This is a genomic window from Nocardiopsis nanhaiensis (assembly GCF_054778635.1).
The window spans coordinates 1-21334 of the sequence record NZ_BAAGZJ010000101.1 but is presented as its reverse complement, the minus strand read 5'-3'; the positions used below and the strand labels follow the sequence as shown (position 1 = coordinate 21334).

Here is a 21334-nt window from a genome sequence, read left to right as displayed (position 1 = left end):
ACAAAACGCCAAGGGCGGGACCGACGGTCCCGCCCTCACGCCATATCGCCTGGGACCTCGGTCCCGAGCCGGTCAAGGCTTGCGGATGACCCGCACGCCCTCGTCGCCCGTGGGCGGCTGCTGATTGCCCTCCGGACGCCGGTAGACACCGGTGATGCCCGGGTCACCGCTGTCCTCGTCGTCGGACGGGGCCGACTGGGCCTGCTGCGGACCGCTCTGCTGCTGTCCCTCCTGGCCCGGCGCCGGTCCATCGACCCGGCCGCCCTGCGGAGCTGAGGCCTTGGGGTCACCGCCCTGGCCGCCCTCCGGCTTGGGGCCCTCCTGCTTGCCCTGCTCGGGCTTGGGCATCGGCTTGATACGCACCGTGGCCTCGTCCGGCTCCTGCTGGAGCGGGGGAACCTTGGTGGCGGCCTCCTCCTTCTCCGGCTGCTGAGCGGGCTCGGGCGCCTCGGGAGCCTTGTTGGCCGGAGCCTTGCCCTCCGGAGCCTTGCCCTCGGGCTTGGTGCCCTGGCTGGGCTGCTGACCCTTGTTCGGCTGACCCTGGCCGGGCTGCTGCTGGTTCGGCTGCTGCCCCGCCGGCGGGCTCTGGTTGGGCTGCTGGGCCTGGTTCGGCTTGCCCTTGGGCTCCTCGGCCGGGGCGGCAGCGTCCTCGCGGGACAGACCGGTCTCCAGAGCGCCTGCCTTGTCCTCGGCGGTGACCAGGTCGGCCAGCGTGGAGTGCATGTCCTTGAGCCGACGCAGGGCCTCGGCGTGCGTGGCCGTCAGCGTCGCCAGACGCCGGTCCGCCGTGTCGTGGATCTTCTTGGCCCGGGCCTCGGCCTCGCTGAGGCGCCGGTCGCCCTCCTGCTTGGCCTGTTCGCGGAGCTGGTCCGCTTCCTTCTTCGCACTCGCGACCATCTCATTGGCCTCGGTGCGCGCGGATGAGACGATCCGCTCCGCGTGCTCCTCGGAGTCCTTGCGGTGCTTGGCGACCTCCTCCTTAGCCTTCTTCTCGGCCTCCTTCACCTCGGACTCGACCCTGGAGCGACGCTCCTTGGCCTCTTCCTCGGCGATGCGGAGAATCTCCGCCATGCGCTCGCTGATCTGCTCGTGCTCAGGCTTGACCTGAGCCTTCTCCCGAGCGATCGCGAGATCGCGCTTGTACTGCTCCAGCTCGTCGTCCATCCGCTGGAGACGCTCGCGGAGGTCCTTGAACTGGTTGTCCATTCGGACGTAGTAGTCGTCGACGTGCGCCTTGTCGTAGCCACCCTTGCGCACTGTCGGGAACCTGTCTTGCTGCAGTCCGCCGCCCGGCAACATATCGCTCATGTGCCTTTCATGTCCTTAACACCGTTGACTGCACGTCGCAGATGGTGAGAGTTTCCCCGTACCCAGTTGTCACAGGAACACCCATCGGGTCGTTTCAGCGACTTCTGCCCGCGGATGTCCCATCCCGCGCCACGGGCCGGCTCGATGAGGGGTACCGGCCGAGCGCGGAGCGTAACGCCGTGGACACCGTCCAAACGACCAAGGTAGACACGCGCTGTGCCGCGGCGTCAAGAGCCCTGACGGGTACATCGCCGTGCGGACCCTGGTCACGTTCTTACTAAGGTATGCGCGATCATCCCCGTACGGGTGCAGAGCGGTCAACTTCCTGCCCTTCAGCCCCAGGGGACCTACGTTGGGAAGGGCCTTGACATGGGCAGCGAGACGGACAACCCGACCACGGGCCAGAACCCGGGGCCGTGGATCGGCGGAGCCCCTTTCGGTGAGCCGGAGATCCACGACACGGCCTGGATCGCCCCCGGAGCGATCGTTGTCGGCCGCGTCCGCCTGGGTGCGGAGAGCAGCGTCTGGTACGGGTCGGTCCTGCGCGCCGACACCGAGGACATCGTGGTCGGTGAGAAGGTCAACATCCAGGACCAGTGCGGTCTGCACTCCGACCCCGGAGAGCCCGTGATCCTGCACGACAACGTGAGCCTGGGCCACAAGGCGATGGTGCACGGTGCGGTCGTCGAGGAAGGCGCACTCATCGGTATCGGCGCGATCGTCCTCGGCGGCGCGCACGTGGGCAAGGGGGCACTCGTCGCGGCGGGTTCACTGGTCCCGCCCGGCAAGACCGTTCCGCCGAACACCCTCTGGGCCGGGCTCCCCGGAAAACCGGTCCGAGAGCTCAACGACGACGACCGGCTCGTACTGGAGCACACCCCCACCGCCTACGCCGCCTACGCGGTCCAGCACAAGGACGTCGCCTGGCGCTGAGGTTGCCGACACGGGAGTGGCCCGGACGGCATCGGTCGGCTGACAAACGGCGGGGGCGCGTACCCCGCCGACCTGCATGACCCTCTCGGGGGAGGGACCTTCGGCCCCCTCCCCCGAGGGGGCCGGCACCCCCTGGCTAACCCGGGTGAGCAGTCCACTGGTCCACAAGAGTCATGCGCTCAGGCCGCCTCCGGTCGTACCCTGGAACTCCTCGCGTTCTGTGGAAACGGTTCTGTCGCACCCGGCCCACAACCCCTCGACGCGGGTTTCTCATTTTGTCCTGCGACACCGTTGTCCCGGGAGGTGAGCCGTGATCGGTCTCGGCCTTCGCGACCGCCTCCACGACCACGTCGCGCTGGACGAGATCGAACTCTACGCCGAGGTGCTCATCGCGGTTGCCGATACCGACCGGCCGCTCAGCGCTACCGAGATCGACCGCGTCCTGGGGCTCACCTCCGCCGTACCGGCTGAGTCCGGGCAGGCCGCGGAGCCCGGAGAACAGGCCCTGGACGGGGGCGATCGGCCCGGCTCAGATCCCGCCCGGCGGCCACGGGCGGCAGGTCCCCGCGGAGCACCGGTACCCGCCCCGGACCGGGTTCCAGAGCCGTCGCCACCCGAGCCGTCCGAGCAGGACACCCACCCGGACGGGCCCACAGCGCGGGATGCCGGTACAGGTCGGGAAGACGCGTCCCCCGACCACTCTGTGCCCCTCCAGGACGACCCCCGGACCACGTCGGTCGCGCGGGCGGTACGCCGAGCGGTTCCCAAGCCCTCCAGGGAGCCGAACCCGCTGTGCAGCTCAACCCACCGCATCTACCCCTGGCCCTGCTGAGCACCGGACCACCGCAAACCCGGCATGCCTGGAATCCGCTGTGTCTCGGCCCGGCTGAGCCCGTGACCCGGGCACTCGGCCCCGTGATGGCCGGAATCGGCCCGATCCGGTACCTCCCGTCCTGCTGCGCGTGAGCCCACACGGGGTATTCCCCCTCCAGGGCCCCTCAGCCCACTGAACGGCCAGCAGCCCCTCAGGAGCCGAGATGCACGCAGGACCTTCCGACCGACCCGAGCGCGAGGGAGGCCGGGACACCGACGCGCACCCGCGCCGCCGCGCCGACGGCGAGCCCGACAACGCACGCCGGATCACCTTCACCATCGCCCTCGTGGTCACGTTCGCCTTCCTCCTGGTCACGGCGGCCGGACTCGGATGGTTCCTCTCGGACAACGGCCCCCTGTCCGACAGCCCCACCGCGGCCGACACCGACGACGAAGGCGCGGAAGACGAAGCGGACGGAGCGGAGGAGGACTCGGGCGCGGCGCCCGATCCCGTCGACGAGGACACCGTCACCGATTCCGAGGCCGGGCTCACCTACAACCTGCCCGGCGATGCCTGGGAGCGGCTCGGCGACGACCAGGTCCCGGCCGAGTACACCTCGTACGCGGTGCACGGCTCCGCGGACGACCCGGACGCCGTCATCATCACCGGAACCGAGGACCTCGGCCCCCTGGAGCCGATCGCGGTCTCAGGGGTGTCGCTGGCCCTGGACACGGCCGACGACCTGGTGACCGACGTCAGTGACCTGCGGGCCGAACCCTCCGGCGACACCGAGGTGGACGGCCTGCCGGCCTTCGGCGTGACCATGGGCGGCAGCACGGACGACGGCGAAGAGTCCTACGGCCGGTTCCTCGTGGTGGAGCTCGACGGCGACCAGGGCGCATTCATGCTCGGCCTCAACACCGGGGGCGGCGACGAGGCCACCGCCGAGGTCGACTCCGCGTTCGATTCGGTCGGCACCCTCTGATGCACGGGCGCTGACCCGGCCACCGAACGCCGGGCACCGGGACGCACTCGGCGACCCGTACGTCACGGGACTCCCAAGAGTCACGGGGATTCCGGGAGCTCAGCACCCCGGCGCGCCAGTCGCTCCGGGGTGTCCAGCTCACAGGGGAATCACCGCGCGGAGCAGGAACCCGCCGTCCTTGGTCCGCGCCCCGGACAGCGTTCCGCCGCCCAGGGCCACGCGCTCGGACAGCCCCGCCAGCCCGTTGCCGCCGCTCGCCTCCGTTTTCACGTCACGCGCGTGGTCGTTGTACACCTCGACGACGAGTCCTTTCGGGCCCTCGAAGCCCTCTCTGGTCAGCGTGAAGCCGATCTGGCACTCCTCGGCGTCGCTGTGCCGCATCACGTTCGTTCCGCCTTCGCGCACCACCCACGCGGCCAGCCCGGCGACCTTCGGTGGCAAATCCAGGCCGTCCAGGCCGGAGACGGTGCTCCTGGTACCGCCGGAGTCGAGGACCGACACCACCGAGTCCACCTCCCCTTGGAGGTCGACCTCCCGGTATCCGCTGACCGCGGAGCGCACCTGTTGGAGCGCTTGGCGGGCCAGGGTCTGGACCTCGGCCATCTCGGCACCGGCCCGGTCGGGCGCCCGGTCCACGAGCCGTCCGGCCAGCTGGGCTTTGACCGACAGAGCGGAGAGGCTGTGCCCGAGCAGGTCGTGCATGTCGCGTGCGAAGCGGAGCCGCTCCTCGGTCACCGCCAGCTGGGCGCGGGCGCGCTGCCCGGCGACCGCCTCTCGGGTGATGTCCCACAGCCAGATCATGCCGAGCGTGGTCGCGGCCAGCCCCAGTGCGACGGCGATCGAAGCGAACCACACCAGCGCGTAGAGAACCGGGTTGAGCGCGCTCAGGCCCCCCTCGTGCTGGAAGAAGGTCGGCGCCAGCGGCAGCGGTGACAGCAGGAGAACGACGGTGACGTAGACGGAAGTCCGGCGCGGGGCGAGGAAGGCGCCGAGCGCCCACCAGGCGGCGATCGTGAACATTGCGTTGAGCGGGCTGTGGAGCAGTACGGCGGTGACCGCCAGCAGGACGAGCGAGGCCCAGTAGAGCTTCGGGGACGGCTGCCGGTTCCCGTCCATCCGCTCGATGAGCAGCACGATGAGCAGCACGGCGATGATCGCGGAGAGAAGCACACCGACCGCCGAAGGCCATACCGCTAGGCCCTGGCTGGGGGCGTAGACCACGTCCAACACGGGAAACGCGATCACGACCAGGGTGGTGAAACCGAGGACGACCGTGATGATGTGCCGGGCGGTCCGGATCCGGCGGTCCCGTCGCTCGTCGTCGGTGAGCGCGGGCACCGTGTCCCTGAGGCCGTCTTCGTCCTGGTTCACGGCCTCTCGTGCGGCCGGTGCCGTCTGCGCGGTCGGACGGTGGTCCTCGGAGGTACCGGCGGACCGGGTTCCAGGGGTACCGTCCGTCCTGGGGCGGCCGGGCGGGCTGACCTGGGTCGCACCGTTCTCGTTCAAGACAACTCCCGGTTGGCGGGGCCCTCCGGACAGGGGAAGGACGGCTCGGAGCAGGAAGCCGCCGTCGTTGGTTGGGACCGCCGCCAGTGTGCCACCTCCCCGGTTGATCCGTTCGGTGAGCCCGGCCAGACCGCTGCCGGAGTCTTCGCGATCCCCCGCAGGCACCTCCGCACGGTCGTTGGTGATCTCCACGACCAGCTCCCCTGGCGCCTGCTCGGCGCCCTCCGCCACGGTGAAGGAGATCCCGCAGCGGCGGGCGTCGCTGTGCCGGAGCACGTTCGTACCACCCTCACGCACCACCCAGGCGGCCAACGCGGCCGTGTCCGGCGGCGCGGCCAGGCCTTCCAACCCGGTGACAGTGGCCGTGGTGCCGTTGGCCGCCAGGACCGCGCTGACCGAACCCACTTCGTCCTCGAGATCGATGTCCCGGTAGCCGCGCACCACCGAGCGCACTTGGCGCAGCGTGCCGCGGGCCAGCTCGTGCACCCCGTCGATCGCCGTCCGCGCCCCCGCCGGGTCGCTCCGCACCAGCTGCCCGGCTCTTCGCGCACCGGCCTCCAGCGCGCCCAGTTTGTGTCCCAGCAGCCCCTGCATCTCTTCGGTGAACCGGAGCCGCTCCTCGCTCACGGCGAGCCGGGACCGCGCCTGTTCACCGGCGGTCGCCTCCCGGACCCCGTCCCACAGGCGGAAGTTGACGAAGCAGTAGAGGGCGAGGTTCACGCCGAAGAAGGCCGCGAACAGGAACGCCCCCAGGACGTAGACGAGTGCGGAGGTGGACTGGAGGTCGACGGGGGAGAACAGGAGGTTGAGCCAGGGCAGGACCACCAGGGCGGCGGTCACCCGCAGGGCACGTTCCCGGGGGGTCAGGAAGACCGCGATCGACCAGATGGAGGCGCAGACGAAGAAAACGTAGGGGGTGAACCACATGAGGGCGCACACCAGGACGAGCAGCCCTGCCGCCGTCCAGTAGCGGCGGGGCGCGGGGGTTCGCCGGCCGTCCATCCGGTCCCGGACCAGCAGGAACATGAGGACCGCGAGAGCCACCGAGACCGGGACGGCGGCCCAGGCCAGGAGTTCGGTGACGGGACCGGGCGGCGGGTCTTCGGGCGCGATCCGGCTGATGAGCGCCCCGAGCACGGTCCAGTACGGCACCATCAGGGCCACGAACGCCGTCGCCCACACGCAGTACCTGCGCGCCCGCCTGAGGGTGCGGGCCAGGCGCGTATTGGGCACCGGCCCCCCGGTCAGGGCGGAGACCGCGGATTCGCCGCCCCTGCCCGGGCCCTCCGTCTCCCCGGTACCGGGGCCGGTGACGGGCGGCGCCGCGGGGCCGACGGTCCCGTCCGATGCCGTGTCCGTGTGACTCACAGCATCCCCCTCCTGGCTGCCCGGCCCTGTAGACCGCCCGGCTCATTCAACGGTAAAACCCGACGGCCCCCGCCGGGCGGTTGTCCACAGGCCGGCTTTCCAACTGGTGTGCGGCACCTGCCCGGCACCGGTCACGGCCGCCGTGCACGAAGCGGCGCCGGGAGACCCCCGTCCCGGTCTCCCGGCGCCCGCGGCTCCGCTGGGCACCCACCTCACCGGGCCGACGACCGCTGACCGCCACCCATGCCCGGCGCCCGACGCCCGGCACCGGTCACGGCTGCCGGGGGTCCCAGCGGAAGTAGCGGCGGACCAGCAGCGACAGAACCGCGATCCACCCGAGCATCAAGCCGATGGAGGGCAGTGCGCTCAGCCACAGTCCCCCGAAGCCCAGCGCCTCGGCGCCCTCCACGCCGCCGAACACGTCGTGACCGGAGTAGGCGGCCTGCGCCATTTCGACGGTCGGGACGACCGGCAGCAGCTGCGCGACCTGGCGCACGCTGTCGCCCATGGCTTCCAGCGGCATGATGATGCCGCCGAGGTACAGCAGGATCAGCAGCGGCACCATCGCGGCCATCTGCGCAGCTTCGGCGTTGCGGACCAGCGGCGTGATGAGGAGGCCGATCAGCGACATGGCGACGACGCCGAGGAAGACCGAGAACACCAGCATGAGGGGATCGGCGGGCAGGAGCTGGCCGACAGCGAAGAGCGCCGCCACCACCAGGGCCGTGACGGCCAGCGAGACCACGAAGACGAACATGATCATCGCGCCGAAGATCGCCGACTGCGGGACCCCGCTGACTCTGAGCCGCTTGAGGACGAGGCTTTCGCGGCGTGCGGTGAACACGTTGGAGGCGTGCCCGATCCCCAGGATGACGCCGATGCCGCCGATGGCCCCGGCGAGGCCGAGTTCCGTGGTGGTGAAACCCTCGAACAGCTCAGGCGAGGGGCCCGCCAGCGCGGGCAGGAACATGATCAGCGGCAGCACCACGTACATCCAGGCGGTCTTGTAGCGCAGGAAGAGCGTGATCTCGGTGCGGGTCAGGCGCAGGGCCTGCCGGACCCAACTGGTGGCGGGCCGCGCGGTCCGGCCCTGCGGCCGGGTCCGGGAAGTGGTCGTGCTCATCGGGTGCTCCTGGGTCAGTCGTGTGGACGGTCTCGCGCCTCGGCCGTGCGGTCGCGAGGGGCGGGTTCTCGGGTCTGCGGTTGCGGGGGTTCTCTGCCCGGCGCCGCTGTTAGGGCGTGACCAGGTCGGAGGCGCCGTCCGCGACCTGCAGGAACACGTCCTCCAGGGAGGCGCCGCGTACCTGGAGGTGCTGCAGGGAGGAGCCCCGCTCCGCGGCCCAGGCGATGAGCGCGGCGACCGCGTGGTGGGCGCGGTCGGCGACGTCTCCCTCCCTGACCGTGTAGGTGGCCCACAGGGCCTGGTCGCGGGTCACCACCTCGAACCCGGCTCCGTCGACCTCGGGCAGGTCCGCGGTGCGCACGTCGCTGGGGAGCAGGAAGCTCACCCGGTCGCCCCAGCCCGCGAGGACGCTGGACAGGGTGCCCTCCACCCGGATCTCGCCGCGGTGCATGATCGCGAGGCGGTCGGCGAGCCGCTCGGCCTCCTCCAAGTAGTGCGTGGTGAGCAGGACGGCTACGCCGTCGTCTTTGAGGTCGCTGATGATCTTCCAGGTCGCGTGCCGCGCCTCGGGGTCCATCCCGGTGGTGGGTTCGTCGAGGTAGAGGACGTCGGGGCGGGTGATGAGCGCGAGCCCGAGGTCGAGGCGGCGCTTCTGCCCGCCGGAGAGCTGGCGGACGGGGACCTTGCGCTTGTCGGCGAGGTTGATCAGTTCGAGGATCTCGTCGACCCCTCGCTGCGCGGCGGCGAGGTCGCGGCCGAGGAGGAGCGTCTCCTCGACCCGCAGGTCCTCCATCAGCCCGCCGCCTTGGAGGACCGCGTTGGTGCGCTCACGGACCCCGGTGGGCTGGCCGAAGGGGTCCTGGCCGAACACCCGGACGGCGCCGGAGCCGGGACGGCGGAAGCCCTCCAACGTCTCGATGGTGGTGGTCTTCCCTGCCCCGTTGGTGCCGAGGAGCGCGAAGAGCTCTCCGGGGCGGATCTCGAAGGAGATGCCCTTGACGGCCTCGAAGTCGCCGTAGCTCTGCCGGAGGTCGCGGACGACCACCGACGGCCCGACGGTGTCCCCGGGGGCGTGGGTCGATTCGGCCGGTGCGGTGCTCGCTGTCGTCGTCATGCAGTACAGCGTCCCGCGAGCCGGGGGTACGGAGACAGACGCCGCTGTCACCGGCCTTGGATGGCAACTGCCCGGGGCCGGTACTGACAAATGTCATCCCGGCCCGCTGGCGGCACTCCGGCGACCGGACATGGATTCGTTCCCGGGGAGCCCGGTGTGCGTCCGCGCCCGCACGTGCCCCTACGTCACCTCACGTGCGGACGCGGTCGCGGCCGCCGCCTGGCCGGGCCCGTCCCCTCACTACTCACGTCGGGCCCGGACTTGCGACGGTTGTTTACTTTGTACATGAATTTTCTTCGAACCGAGAGGCGAATACGACATTCGAATCTGAATCGAATCCCGGGTTGGCACATTGGTCGTTTTCTTCTTAGGAAACATCGTCCTAAGGGAGATAGTTCGAAGGCCCCGAGAGACCGGGAGCAGGGGCCAAGCGACCACCCCGACCACGGGTACGATCGACCACGCCACAGGCAGTGACCAGCCCCCGGCCGACGACGCAACCGACCGCAGGCCGAGTTCCGTTTCCACACAGGCGGCGCCGCCGAGAAGGGCTTTCGTACGCGGATGGAAACGGAAACCGATTCACTGGAAAAGCGAGGGACTGACGTCGGAACGCGCCATGGCACGGTCACTCGGCCCCGGACCGAACCGATGACCGGGGCCGCCGCTCAGGGACCAGGGCGACCAACCGGGCGCCGAACGCCTCCAGAGGACCCCGGTCGAACCGGTGCAGCCACAGCCTCGACCCGGCCACCAGCAGCACGGTGATCCCGAGCCAGCCCCCGAAGATCCAGGCGTCCAGTGCGAGGCCTTCGACGCCCCGATCGTCCAAGTACCGGCTGAGTCCCATCCCCCAGCCGTAGAACAGCCACGAGGCCGCCACGTTCTGGAGGATGTAACAGGTCAGCGCGGTACGCCCCACCGCCCGCAGGGATCGGACCACCTGCCCGGTCGGGCGTACGCGCTCCAGCAGCCAGCCGGTCAGGCCGATGTAGCCGAGGATCAGCACGATGGGAAACACGTAGCGGGCCATCGGAGAGAGCAAGAAGATCTGGCTGGCCAGGATGTTGAGCGGCAGCCCCAGGCCGAACCCCCAGAGCACCATGCGGGTGCGGATACCCCGCCCGGCGGCGCTGTCGTCGAACGCCCCGGCCCGGTAGAGGCGCACGCCCAACAGGAACAGGAACACCATCATGGGGAACGCCATGACCACCTCTCCCCGGGTCAGGAAGAACCCCGTGAAGCGGTCGGCCACCTGGTCGAGGTAGGGGCCATCGAGGTAGAGGGCTTCGTACTCGTCGAGGCGGCCCTGCGCACGGTCAGGGCGCTCTCCCCGCCCCGGTTCCGTCAAGGCCCACAGCACGGCCATGGTGGACATGAGCGCCAGATGGATACCCAAGGCCGACCACATCACCACCGAGCGGACCCGTTCGGAGCGGCCCAGCAGCCAGATGACCAGGAGTGCGGTCACCGCGTAGCCCATGAGCACGTCAGCGGCGAACACCAGGACCACGTGCAGGGCGCCCTCCAGGAGGAGCAGGGCGGCGCGCCAAGGGTGCCTGCCCGGCCAGCGCCGCCCGGAGGCCCGCGCGGCCCGGAACTGGACCGCCAGACCGACCCCGAACATCAGGGCGAGCAGGGAGAAGAACGAGCCGTTCACGAACACGGTCCTGGCGTCCTCCACCCAACGGTTCCCCTCACCCGAGGAGAGGTCGAAGTAGATGATGTTCATCGCGAGCGTGCCGAGGATGGCGACGCCGCGCAGGACGTCCAAGAGCAGGAGCCGGGGCGGGGGCGTGAGTGCGGGATCGATGGGTTGCGGTACGGGCACGGCCGTCGGCCCGGGTGTGGTGTCCATGCCCGGAAGCCTGCGAGCCGGAGCTACCCACGCGCGTCTGCCAAAGGGGATATCCGGTTCCGTATGCCGTTCGGCAGACGAGGGGAAGGGGGCTGCTGGCGCACCATAGAACGTATGGAGACACGAGCAGACTTCGGCACAGTTAGTAACGCCGTGGGCCAGCGGTGGCGCAGACTACCGATCACCGCTCAGGACACCCTCCTGGCCGGGGTCTGGATGCTGGCGTTCCTGGTCATGGGGGTGAGCGGGCCTTGGGGGTGGTCGTTGGGCGCGCCTTGGACCACGCTGATGGAACTGCTGACCTGCCTACCCCTAGTGCTGCGCCGACGTTACCCGCTGAAGGTCGCGCTCGCCGTCGGCGCGCTCATGATGCTGACACTCGGGATCTCGACAGACGTCCACCCCCTAACGCTGGCGCTGGTCGCCTACGCCGGCGGTTCAGCTGCCTTCCACGGGACGCCGATGTCGGCCCTCGTTCCCCTGTCCACCGGCTGGTTCCTGCTGTTCTTCCACCTGGTGGGGCATGGTGACCTGTCCCCGGAACCGGCGGACCAGCTCGTGATGATCGCGGTGATGGGAGCACTGCCCGCGATCATCGGGTACCTGTTGCGGCTGCGCGCCGAGCGCACCGAGCAGCGGCTGCGGGCCACGCGGGCGCGGGCCCAGCAGGAACGCGCCCGGGAGCGGGCGCGGATCGCCCGGGACGTGCACGACATAGCCGGCCACCACCTGAGCGCGATCCGCCTGCTCGCCGTGGGCGGCCGGGAGTCGTTGAAGAGGCCGGACGCGGACCCCGACGCCGTGTTGGCGGGGATCGCCGACGCGTCGGGGCGGGCGGTCCGCGAGGTCCGGGAACTGCTGGACCTGCTGCGGAGCGACCGCCTCGACGAACCCGCCCCCGCGGACGTGCGCCTGGACGACATCCCCCCTGCTGGTGTCCGCGCTGGACGGGAGCGGGGTCGAGGTGGACCTGGTGGTGCCGTACGGGGTGAGCAACGGGGTACCGGCCAGGGTGGAGGCGGACGCCTACCGGATCGTGCAGGAGTCGCTGGGAAACGTGCTGCGGCACTCCTCCGCACGGCACGCGGTGGTGCGGCTGGCCCGGCGCAACGGCGAGTCAGGCGTGGTTCGGCAGCTGGTGGTCACGGTGGAGGACGACGGTTCGGCACTGCCCGAGGATGACGTCCCGGAGTCCACGGGCATGGGCCTGCGGGGGATGCGGGAACGCGCCGAGGAGCTGGGCGGCTCCCTCGAGGCGGGTTTCAGGCGCGGCTCCGGCTGGCGGGTCCGGGCCTTCCTGCCGCTCGTCGGGGGACGGCAGGGTGCCGAGGATGAGGAAGCGGACCGCACCGGCCCTGGCGGCTCCGACCCGGGGGTACGGGGAGAAGTACGGGACGAAAGTGGGGACCGGACGTGATCAGGGTGCTTTTGGCGGATGACCAGCCCGTGGCGCGCGAGGGGCTGCGGATGCTCTTCGGCTCGGTGCCGGACGTGGAGGTGGTGGGTGCCGCCGCGCACGGCCGTGAGCTGCTGACGATGGCGCGGCGGCTGCGGCCGGACGTGGTGTTCACCGACATCCGGATGCCCGGAATGGACGGGGTGACGGCGATGCGCGAGCTGGCACGGCTGGACCCGTCCCCGCCGACGGTCATGCTGACCACGTTCGACATCGACGAGTACCTGTTCGGCGCACTCCAGGCCGGGGCGATCGGATTCCTGCTGAAGGAGAGCGAGCCGGAACTCTACGTGGAGGCGGTCAGGGCGGCGTACAAGGGCCAGGGGGTGATCGACCCCCGGGTGACCCCGCGGCTGGTGAGCCGGTTCGCGGAGACGTCGCCCCGGACCCCGCCGACCCGGGCCGCCGACCTCACCGAACGGGAGCGCGAGGTGCTGCGTCTGGTGGCCATGGGCCACAGCAACGCGCGGATCGCGGAGGAGCTGAGCATCACGCCGGGGACCGCGAAGATCCACGTGACCCGGATCCTCACCAAGCTCGGCGTGGAGAGCCGGGTACAAGCCGCCGTGTACGCGTACCGGTACGGCCTCGCCACCTGGGCGGACACCTTCGAAGGAACCTGAAGCACAAGAGGGGAATCCAGAGAACCCCAAGGAATCGGTCTTCGGCCAGAACCAGAAAACACTTGCCAGATGATTCAACGGTAGTACTTTGGTCCGGGCCTCAGCCGCTCACAGTAACGACAGGACATCGGTGCCTTCCGAGAACACTGAGAACCCTGCACACTCCACCCCCGCCGAGTCCGAAGCCGCGCTCCCCACACCGAAGCTCGCCTCACGGATCGGACGCAAGGCCTTCCCCCTGTACACCTCCATGGTGGCCGCCCTGGCCGGGACCATGGTCACCGCGGGCGTACTGGGCAACACCAGAACCGAGGAACTCGCCGCGCACGCCCTGGTGACCGCTGTTCTGGGCCCCGTCGTCATGGTGCTCCAAGGGGTTCAACGCGGCTCCATGCCCTTCGTCGCGGAGAACGAGGACCATCCTGGGGTCCTCGCGGCCACCGTGCGCGACGGCACGTGGGTCGCGCTCCTCTCCGGGCTCCTGGGGGGCTTGGCCGTGCTCTCGGTCCCCCTGCTGGCCGGGGTGATCGGGGTGGCCGAGGAGACCCGGGCGGCGCTGGGCGCCTACCCCCTGCTGATGGCGGCCTACGCTGTCGTCGCTGCTCTGAGTGCGTCGGCCACCGTGCTGCTCACCTCGCTGGGCCGCAGCAAGACCGTCATGGTGCTCGGGCTGACCACCACGGCCCTGTCCGTCGTGGTGATCCCGGTGCTGGTCCTGGGTCTGGGCCCCGCACCCGCCCTCGGCCTGTTCGGCGCGGGGGTGGCCACGCTCCTGGTGGGGTGTGTCGTTCTGGTGATCAAGTTCGCCACGGTCAGCAGGCTCTCCGTGCTCGGCGGGCAGAGCGTCCTTCCGCGTGCGCCCCGGTGGTCCCGGATCTGGGAGATGACCAAGGTCGGCGCCCCCACCGGCTCGACCCTGCTCGTCAAATCGGTGGCCTTGAGTGTCGTGGTGCTGGTCGTGGCGCGAGCCGGTGCCGCCGACGCGGCCGCGCACCAGCTCCTGGTGATCACCGCGAACTTCGTTTTCCTGCCCGCGTTGGCGACCGGCCAGGCCGCCATCCCCTTCATCGTCCGGGCGGTCAAGAACAGCGACGGTCTACAGGCGCGCAGGACGCTGCTGGCCGCCTACGCCGTGGCCGTTCCGGTGACCGGCCTGGTTCTGGTTGCCGTCCCGGTGTTGATCCAGCCGTTCGCGGAGCTGATGAGCCACGATCCCGCGGTGCGGTCCGTGATGGTCTCGCTGGTCCCGCTCCTACTGCTCATGGCGCTGGCGGACAATCTGCAAGTGGTGTCCGGCATGGGGTTGGTGGCGCTCAAGCGGACCACCCCGTCGATGTACACCTTCCTCGTCTGTTACGGGATCCTCGTGGCGGCGTCGCTGCCCGTATCCGCTGCGGCCGGGATCGCCGGCGTGTGGTCGGTCTACGCCCTGACCACCGCCGGCCTCGTGGTCGGTCAGGGCATGACCTTCCTGCGGGTGAGCAGGGAGATCTCGACTACTCCCTGAACAGCTCGAGGCTGCCAGCTCGTTCCGTTCGCACCGGTGCGTGCAGGCCCCGTACCGGCCGCGGCGGAACCATCCCCTCTTCCGCCACGGCCGGGGCTGCTCCACCCCTCCGGTCAGGCCTGGGTGGAGAAGCGGAGGACGGCGCCGATCCCGCCTTCGAGCTTCACCTCGGCCGCCGGGACGAGTTCGAGTCCGGCGCCCGTGGTGGCCAAGGCGCGCGGGATCGCCGCCCTCGCCGGTTCGGACCGGGGCTCGGAGACCCCCATATCGCGGAGCTCCTGCGCCGTGAGGGCGACCTGCTCGCCCAGCTCACCGATGAAGACGTCACGGTCGGCGCCGGGCAGGTCGTCGTTCCAGAGCAGCGTCTCCACCTGGCCGCGCTGGAGTGCGCGCAGCACCGTGTTCATGCCCTCCGCGGCGGTGCCGTCCGCGCGCCCGCGTCCGAGCGCGTCGACCGTCTCGCGCACGTGCTCGGCGGATCTCGCGTCGAGCTTCTCGGCCAGTTCCGCATCGAGCGGTGAGTTCTCCGAGCCCGCCGCGCGTGCACCCGACTCCAGGTCCGCGATCCGGCCCGCCAAGCGGTCGGGCAGGCTTTCGGCGAGGACCCCGCGCACCTGGATCTCCCCGGCCAGGGCGATGATCTCGGCGCGGCTTGCGTCCGCGGCCTTGGCGACCGCCTCCGCCACCAGGTCGGTGTTCTGCCCCACTTGCTCGTCCACCGCGCGCTGCATCTGGTTGTGGTGGTAGCCGCCCTCGCGGACCTTGTGTACGGGCTTGTCCTCGCCCTCGACCCGGCGGAACTCGGTGCGCCCGTCGGCGTACTCCGTGGTCACGTCGGCTCCGATGCTGTCGACCACCACGAGCACGTGGGGCACGTGCCGGTGCTCCGCCGCCATGTACGGGAGCGGATCGGGCAGGTCGCCCACGCTCACCTGGTAGTCCTGCGGCGGCCGGGCCACCGTGGAGTCGAACACGACCTTGTCCCCGGCCGCGTACACGACCTGGCCGTGCGGACCGGGTACGCCTTCGGTGCGGCCGACCACACCGTCCATGGCTGCGACGGTCTCCTCGGAAGCGCCCTTTTCCAGCAGTTCCGTACGGGCCTGGTCCCAGCGCAGCCTGATCGCGTGTTCGGCGTCCTCCGCGTCACGCGAGGCGTTGATGAACAGTGACGCCATCGGTGCGGGACGGTCGTACAGCGGCTGCAGGAAAGTCAGATCCATGTTCGGTCCTCGCTCATTCGGTTCGGGGAACCTATACGGGGTCCGTACGGTCTCTACTCCCGCCCCTGCCCACGCATACGGGCACCAATCATGGGAGCAGCCACGGAACGCGTGTGTCCTGTGGCACCCTTCCGACCGCGTCAACCAGCGGAAACACTCGCCCTGCCCGACCTCGGCACCGGGCAGGGCGAGTGCGGCACGGGGTTGATGGAGGTCCACGAACAGCCGGACCGCGGGCACCGCCAGAAGGAGGCCGGGTAGCTCCGCGAGATGGCGCAGAGCGCCCGCCGCATCCGCGCCTCCAGGTCCTCGACGGTGTTCTCCGCTATCGGATCGATATCGGCTACGCCCTGGTAGAAGGCGTAGAACCGGCGGATGCCCGGTGCCCACATCACCCACCAGAGCCGCCCGTACCGCCGGTACAGCTGTTCGGCCGCCGCGTACTGGTTCCGGTCGTCGCTGGCGTACCGGCCCACCGGCATCACCGCCCCGCCCTGCGGCCCGGTCGGCACGGGCCGTCGCCCCCGCCGGTCACAGTTCCCATCACTCCACCCTGCCCTTCGCCCCTCGGAGCTCTCCGCTGTCCTTTGGCTCCACCCTGGAACCGTCCGCCGAGAAAGGCCAGGGAAACAACGGGGCGGATGCTGAATGGTCGAATCGGTTGCGGGCGGTTGAGCGGCTGTTGCACTCTGGTTGAGTTGGTTTACCCCCGGTTGAAGTGGGTGGCTTCGTGAGCGGTCGCCGCAAGGAGAAATGGGCCCGCGTCGGACGCGAGCTCGCGCGCCTGCGCGCCCGCGCCAAAATGACACAAACGCAGGTGGGGACACTCGCCAACGTGGTCTCGGCCCAGGTCTCAGCGTGGGAGAACGGTAAGCGCGGGATGACCGAGAGCCAAGCGGCCGCGCTCGACCAGGCGCTCAACGCCAATGGTCGACTCGTACGCGTGTGGGAACGCGAAAATTCGGGCGAAAATCTCCCAGCGTGGTACGAAAGGTCGCGAGATTTTGAACGCCGGGTCTCCATGCTGCGCGAGTACCAGTGCCAGATTTTCCCAGGACTGATCCAGACCGAGGATTACGCCCGCACGGTCATCCGCGACTCACTCCCATGGACCTCCGCAGCGGAGGTAGAGAAGATGGTGATGTCGAGGATGGCGCGACAGGAGATCCTGGCGAGGGATCATCCACCTCTGGTGGGTATTGTGGTGGAGGAGTTCGTCCTGAGCCGGATTGTTGGTGACGAACGCGCCCAAATCGACCAGCTGGATCACGTGCTCAAGCTGATCGAGGAGCGCAGGATCGACTTCCAAGTCATGCCCTCGAACAGCGGACGACACCCCGGCACGGCCGGCCCGTTCTGCATCTACACCTTTCCGGATAACCCCATGCTCGCCTCCGCTGAGTACGCGGGCGGCGAGGTGGTGATGGACGACCCGAGGAAGGTGGAAAACCGCATGACGATCTTCGGACTCATACAGGCTGAGGCACTGTCCCCGAAATCCTCCGCGGAACTGATCAGGAAGGTCAGGAAGAACATTGAAGATTAGTCACGACGGGCGCCCGTGGCACACCAGCAGCTACAGCTCTGGTGAAGGGCGTTGCGTCGAGGTGGCTGAGGGATCGACCGTCCTGGTACGCGACTCCCAGAACCGAGGACTCAGGCACGTCGAATACCCCGCCCACGCCTGGGCCGCATTCCTGCAGAACATGAAGAACACTCACTAAGGCGCCTCGCCCCAGCCCTTTCATGGCCGACCGGCTCGAACCGGTCGGCCATTGCTCTTTCCGAATCCCTGCAAAATCCAACAACCCGGATATACGGGATTTTTCAGACTCGACAGGAAAAACGTCGCAACCCATTCTTCACAGCACCTGACCTGCTACGGAGCACCGCGGGTGACAAATTCTCTGACTTCCTCAACGAAAACCCCGCACCCCACCGCCGCGACCCTCTAAAGTTCTACTCGAAGAAAGGTTGACAGTGCGGCCCCGCGACACTTTGGCAAGCGCCCGGGCAGTGGCCATCAGCACACAACCTTGAAGAAAAGGACTGTCGGCGTGCGCGATTGGACCGGTGCCCTCTTCCGCCATGGCCTGAACCGGGAAACGGCCCTCTTCGCCGCCCCGGTCGGCCGGTCACGCCTGCCAACACCGCTCAACCCGCGTGTCCGCCACTACACACCCCTCCGCTACTTCCGCCGTACCGCCCCTCAGCCACTTCCAACAGCTCCAGGGGGCGATCGCGTGACCACTTTCCCCGGTTTCTCCAACGTCCGCCGCAGCTACCCGGGCGGCCTCGCCGACCTCTCCCGCGCCCGCCGCGACCTCGCCCGGGACCTGCGCGGCTTCGACCCCGACCTGGTCGGCACCGTTCAGCTGTGCCTCAACGAGCTGCACGCCAACGCCTGCAAGTACGGCCACCCCCGCGCCCCCGTGCTCTGCCAGCTGACGCTGGCGGGCGCCCGGCAACTGTCTCTCACCGTGTTCAACCAGCCCGGCCCGGACGACAGCGAGCCGCGGATCCCCACGGAGCGCTCCGCGGACGAATGGGACTGGGCCGAGGGCCAGCGCGGGCTGCTCCTGGTGCAGAACCTCGCTGACGGCTGGGGCCACCACACCTGGCCGCGCTGGTCCGGCCTGGGGACGCTCGTCTGGGCCGACTTCCACCTGCCCGCACGCCACCTGCATCCGGTCTGACCGGTCCCGCAGCGTCCCCGAGCCGCCCTCCCCTGCGGCCCGGTTCCCTCCACACAACAGAAAGGGAACCCGCACCCAGCGCAGAGCACGAGATACCCCTCAGACTCATCCGCGACGCCCCCGCAGTGGTCGCTCGAAAATATCCGGAGGACTTGACGGCCTTGGGAACTTACGAGTGGCAGAGCGACTTCGCCCGCAAGTACGTGGGTATCGGAGAGGAGAAGGGCCGGATGGAAGAGGCCACCCAGAGCCTCCTCCGAGTCCTCACATCGGTCGGCGCCACCGTCTCCGACAGCGCCCGCACCCGCATCGAGAACTGCACCGACCTGGACACCCTCCACCACTGGTTGGACAGGGCCGCCGCGGTCAAGGATGCCGAAGAGCTCTTCGGCTCAAGCCTCAGCAGTCACCGCGGATGGGCGGGAACGGTTGAACCGCTCCCCGCTCAGCCCGTCACCAGGGCTACCGCCGCCTCCACCGCCGCACGCTGCGGGGCCGGGTCCGCGTCCTCCGGGAGGCGGGCACACGTGAGCCACAGGCCGTCCACGAACACGAGCAGCAGCTCCGTGAGCGCGGCCGGGTCCTGAGCGGACACCAGCTCTCCCCGGTCGCGCGCGTACTCCAAAGCCTTCCCTAGGTTCTCCCTGGCCAAGGCGTCCAACTCGGCCAGCACTTCGGCGAAGGCCGGATCGACGGCCGCCTTGGCGTAGAAGGCGGCCCAGATGCGCGCCTGCGCCCGTCGGCGTTCGTCCGTGGGCAGCAGATCCAGGAGCACCTGGCGTAGCCCTTCGGCAAAGGTCAGTTGGGTCGGTCCGATAGGGAAACGGGCGAACCTTTCGAACACCTCGTCCATGGAAGTCCGCAGCGCGAAGTGCAGCAGCTCGTCCTTGGTGGCGAACTCCCGTTGCACAGCGCCCACCGAGAGCCCCGCCTCGGCGGCGACCACCCGGACGCTGACCCCCTCCAGCCCTTCGCGGGCGGCGATGCGGTGGAGCGCCTCGGCGACCTGGCCTCGGCGGCTTTCCCTGTCTACGACCTTCGGCACCCGGTCATTCTGGCACACTCCGACATGTTGATACAGTTGTATCGATACGGACGTATCAACTGGAGGTCCCATGACCGAACCCGCTCGAACCCGCCACCCCGCCCGAACCGCACTCCTTGTACTCGCCGGGCTTCTCGCCCTCCCCGGGACCGCCGCGACCCTGCTGGTCCTGCTTCCACCCGTGTCCTGGGGCGGCTGGCAGTACGCGCTGCTGGCCCTCGAGTTCTCCCTGTTCCTCACCCTCCCGGCCGCCCTCGGGCTGGTTCTCGCACTCCTCGCGGCCCGCAAACGGCGCCGCAGCGACAGCCCTGACCCAACCGGCGGCCGACCAGCGGACCACCGCCGCACGGCACCCCTCGTCCTCGCCGGAATCAACGCCGTCCTGCTCGTCGCCGCCCTCGTCCCCTCCGCGTCGCTCTGGTCCACGGCACGCGGCGAAGGCGCGCAACTCAGCCTCGGGGAGTACACAGCGGGGTTGGCCGACTCCGCCGACCGCGAACCCCGCACCCTCGAGTACACCAGCGTCGACGGCGGGCCCCTGGAGCTGGATGTCTGGGAACCGGCCCGACCGGCCGCCGGTCCCATGCCCGTCGTGGTCAACATCCACGGGGGCGCGATCGACATGCCGCAGAGCCTCCTCCCCCGCTGGGACACCTGGCTGGCCGACGGCACGGACCCCTCCGGTGCGAGCGCCGACAACCCCTCCTCGGAGGAACGCGTGGTGTTCGACGTCGACTACCGCTTCTTCCCCGACGACGACTGGGCCGCCCCCGTGCGCGACGTCCGCTGCGCGCTCGGCTGGGTACACGAAAACGCGGCCGAGTACGGCGGCGACCCGGAGCGCATCGCCGTCACAGGACAGTCCGCGGGCGCCCTGCTGGCGCTGCTCGCCACCTACACCACGGACCACGCGCCCAGCTGCGACACCGAGGTCCCCGAGGCCGCGGCGGTGATCGCCTGGTACTCGGCCACGGACGTGACCGCGGACGCCCCCGACTTCCCCTGGCGGCTGCTCCGCTCCCCGGTCAACGACGAACTCGTGGAGCTGGAGGAGCGCATGATGGGCGGTTCGGTCGACGAGGTACCCGAGGAGTACGCGGCGATGTCCCCCGTCGGCCACGTCGACGCGGACACCCCGCCGACCCTCCTGCTGACCGCCGGGCACGACCTCTTCGTCAGCCCCGACGACAACCGGCTCATGGCGGAGCACCTCGATGCGGCCGGCGTCCCGCACCACCACCTGGAACTCCCCTGGACGGAGCACATGTACGACCTCAACTGGGGCGGCTTTGCCAGCCAGGTCACCCGGCACAGCATCGACGGCTTCCTCGCCGAGCACCTCTGACCCGCCGATCCGGCTGCCCTCACCGACGAGGGCGACCCGTGGGCCCCGGACAGCACGGAGGGCGGGGTGCCTCTGGCACCCCGCCCCCTGCGCGCGGATTCCGGACTCGTCCGGTGAGCACCTCAGCCCTCAGGCATCAGCGGCCCTCAGGCGTCTGCGGTCTCCTTCTCCTCGCCGCCCTCGGCCTGGTTCTCACCCTTGACCGAACGCAGCAGCAGCTGGGAGACGTCGACGACCTCGAGCGACTCCTTGGCCTCACCGGAGGACTTCTTCTCGTTGATCGCGTCGCCGAGCATGACCTGACAGAACGGGCACGCGGTGGAGACGGTGTCCGGGTTGGTCGTCAGCGCCTCGTCCACACGCTCGGTGTTGATGCGCTTGCCGATCCGCTCCTCCATCCACATGCGGGCACCACCGGCGCCGCAGCAGA

Annotated in this window: 19 protein-coding genes and 1 pseudogene; 11 read left to right on the top strand and 9 right to left on the bottom strand. The window is 69.7% G+C overall.

Annotated features, from left to right (window positions below; genetic code table 11):
* Positions 1-72 precede the first annotated feature (72 nt).
* A complete protein-coding gene (locus ACYVD1_RS30840; RefSeq protein WP_460778015.1) occupies positions 73-1299 on the bottom strand; it encodes a DivIVA domain-containing protein in 1227 nt (408 codons plus the stop codon).
* A 378-nt stretch (positions 1300-1677) separates the two neighbouring features.
* Here ACYVD1_RS30840 and ACYVD1_RS30835 point away from each other — a divergent pair, with 378 nt between their 5' ends.
* From ACYVD1_RS30835 to ACYVD1_RS30825, 3 genes are all read left to right on the top strand, one after another.
* Positions 1678-2241 carry a gamma carbonic anhydrase family protein gene (locus ACYVD1_RS30835; RefSeq protein WP_460757550.1) on the top strand — a complete coding sequence of 188 codons (564 nt, stop codon included), beginning with the start codon at positions 1678-1680 and terminating at the stop codon, positions 2239-2241.
* 310 nt (positions 2242-2551) lie between these two features.
* Entirely contained in the window at positions 2552-3073 is a 522-nt protein-coding gene (locus ACYVD1_RS30830; protein ID WP_460778013.1) for a hypothetical protein, read from the top strand.
* Positions 3074-3278: 205 nt separating this feature from the next.
* Positions 3279-4040 (top strand): hypothetical protein, encoded by a 762-nt coding sequence (locus ACYVD1_RS30825; RefSeq protein ID WP_460778012.1) that lies wholly within the window; start codon positions 3279-3281, stop codon positions 4038-4040.
* A 138-nt stretch (positions 4041-4178) separates the two neighbouring features.
* Here the strand turns inward: ACYVD1_RS30825 and ACYVD1_RS30820 are convergent, their stop codons facing one another.
* From ACYVD1_RS30820 to ACYVD1_RS30805, 4 genes are all read right to left on the bottom strand, one after another.
* On the bottom strand, positions 4179-6914 hold the full coding sequence (locus tag ACYVD1_RS30820; protein ID WP_460778011.1) for a sensor histidine kinase: 2736 nt from the start codon (positions 6912-6914) through the stop codon (positions 4179-4181).
* A gap of 271 nt (positions 6915-7185) precedes the next feature.
* On the bottom strand, positions 7186-8037 hold the full coding sequence (locus tag ACYVD1_RS30815) for an ABC transporter permease (RefSeq protein ID WP_460757537.1): 852 nt from the start codon (positions 8035-8037) through the stop codon (positions 7186-7188).
* Between the two features lie 109 nt (positions 8038-8146).
* Entirely contained in the window at positions 8147-9151 is a 1005-nt protein-coding gene (locus ACYVD1_RS30810; protein WP_460778010.1) for an ABC transporter ATP-binding protein, read from the bottom strand.
* Positions 9152-9779: 628 nt separating this feature from the next.
* Positions 9780-11009: a DUF418 domain-containing protein gene (locus ACYVD1_RS30805; protein ID WP_460757531.1), complete on the bottom strand. Its 1230-nt coding sequence runs from the start codon at positions 11007-11009 to the stop codon at positions 9780-9782.
* 63 nt (positions 11010-11072) lie between these two features.
* On the opposite strand from ACYVD1_RS30805, the pseudogene ACYVD1_RS30800 reads away from it, so the two are divergent.
* The 4 genes and pseudogenes from ACYVD1_RS30800 to ACYVD1_RS30785 all read left to right on the top strand — a co-directional run.
* A pseudogene (locus ACYVD1_RS30800) lies at positions 11073-11828 on the top strand (histidine kinase); the annotation flags it as partial.
* Between the two features lie 115 nt (positions 11829-11943).
* The gene (locus tag ACYVD1_RS30795; protein WP_460778008.1) at positions 11944-12426 is read left to right on the top strand and encodes a sensor histidine kinase; all 483 of its coding nucleotides are present in this window, start codon (positions 11944-11946) and stop codon (positions 12424-12426) included.
* Complete coding sequence (locus ACYVD1_RS30790) at positions 12423-13088, top strand: response regulator (protein ID WP_460757526.1); 666 nt, start codon at positions 12423-12425, stop codon at positions 13086-13088. Before ACYVD1_RS30795 ends, ACYVD1_RS30790 begins: the two co-directional genes overlap by 4 nt.
* A 130-nt stretch (positions 13089-13218) precedes the next feature.
* Positions 13219-14595, top strand: coding sequence for an MATE family efflux transporter (locus ACYVD1_RS30785; RefSeq protein ID WP_460778004.1), 1377 nt, complete (start codon positions 13219-13221; stop codon positions 14593-14595).
* 113 nt (positions 14596-14708) lie between these two features.
* On the opposite strand, the gene ACYVD1_RS30780 is transcribed toward ACYVD1_RS30785, so the two are convergent.
* Together ACYVD1_RS30780 and ACYVD1_RS30775 are read right to left on the bottom strand one after the other, a co-directional pair.
* Positions 14709-15818, bottom strand: a complete 1110-nt coding sequence (locus ACYVD1_RS30780; protein ID WP_460757519.1) for a baeRF2 domain-containing protein — start codon at positions 15816-15818, stop codon at positions 14709-14711.
* Positions 15819-15958: 140 nt separating this feature from the next.
* Positions 15959-16330, bottom strand: a complete 372-nt coding sequence (locus ACYVD1_RS30775; protein WP_460757516.1) for a hypothetical protein — start codon at positions 16328-16330, stop codon at positions 15959-15961.
* Positions 16331-16548: 218 nt separating this feature from the next.
* Between ACYVD1_RS30775 and ACYVD1_RS30770 the strand changes: the two genes are divergently transcribed.
* From ACYVD1_RS30770 to ACYVD1_RS30760, 3 genes are all read left to right on the top strand, one after another.
* Positions 16549-17364 (top strand): helix-turn-helix domain-containing protein, encoded by an 816-nt coding sequence (locus tag ACYVD1_RS30770; RefSeq protein ID WP_460757512.1) that lies wholly within the window; start codon positions 16549-16551, stop codon positions 17362-17364.
* The gene (locus tag ACYVD1_RS30765; protein ID WP_460757509.1) at positions 17354-17542 is read left to right on the top strand and encodes a DUF397 domain-containing protein; all 189 of its coding nucleotides are present in this window, start codon (positions 17354-17356) and stop codon (positions 17540-17542) included. Before ACYVD1_RS30770 ends, ACYVD1_RS30765 begins: the two co-directional genes overlap by 11 nt.
* 519 nt (positions 17543-18061) lie before the next feature.
* Positions 18062-18514 carry an ATP-binding protein gene (locus tag ACYVD1_RS30760; protein ID WP_460757506.1) on the top strand — a complete coding sequence of 151 codons (453 nt, stop codon included), beginning with the start codon at positions 18062-18064 and terminating at the stop codon, positions 18512-18514.
* Between the two features lie 445 nt (positions 18515-18959).
* Here the strand turns inward: ACYVD1_RS30760 and ACYVD1_RS30755 are convergent, their stop codons facing one another.
* Entirely contained in the window at positions 18960-19559 is a 600-nt protein-coding gene (locus ACYVD1_RS30755) for a TetR/AcrR family transcriptional regulator (protein ID WP_460757503.1), read from the bottom strand.
* 70 nt (positions 19560-19629) lie between these two features.
* Between ACYVD1_RS30755 and ACYVD1_RS30750 the strand changes: the two genes are divergently transcribed.
* On the top strand, positions 19630-20904 hold the full coding sequence (locus ACYVD1_RS30750; RefSeq protein WP_460757500.1) for an alpha/beta hydrolase: 1275 nt from the start codon (positions 19630-19632) through the stop codon (positions 20902-20904).
* A 146-nt stretch (positions 20905-21050) separates the two neighbouring features.
* Here the strand turns inward: ACYVD1_RS30750 and ACYVD1_RS30745 are convergent.
* Positions 21051-21334 (bottom strand): heterodisulfide reductase-related iron-sulfur binding cluster (locus ACYVD1_RS30745; RefSeq protein ID WP_460778002.1); only part of this gene is annotated, 284 nt, incomplete at its 5' end.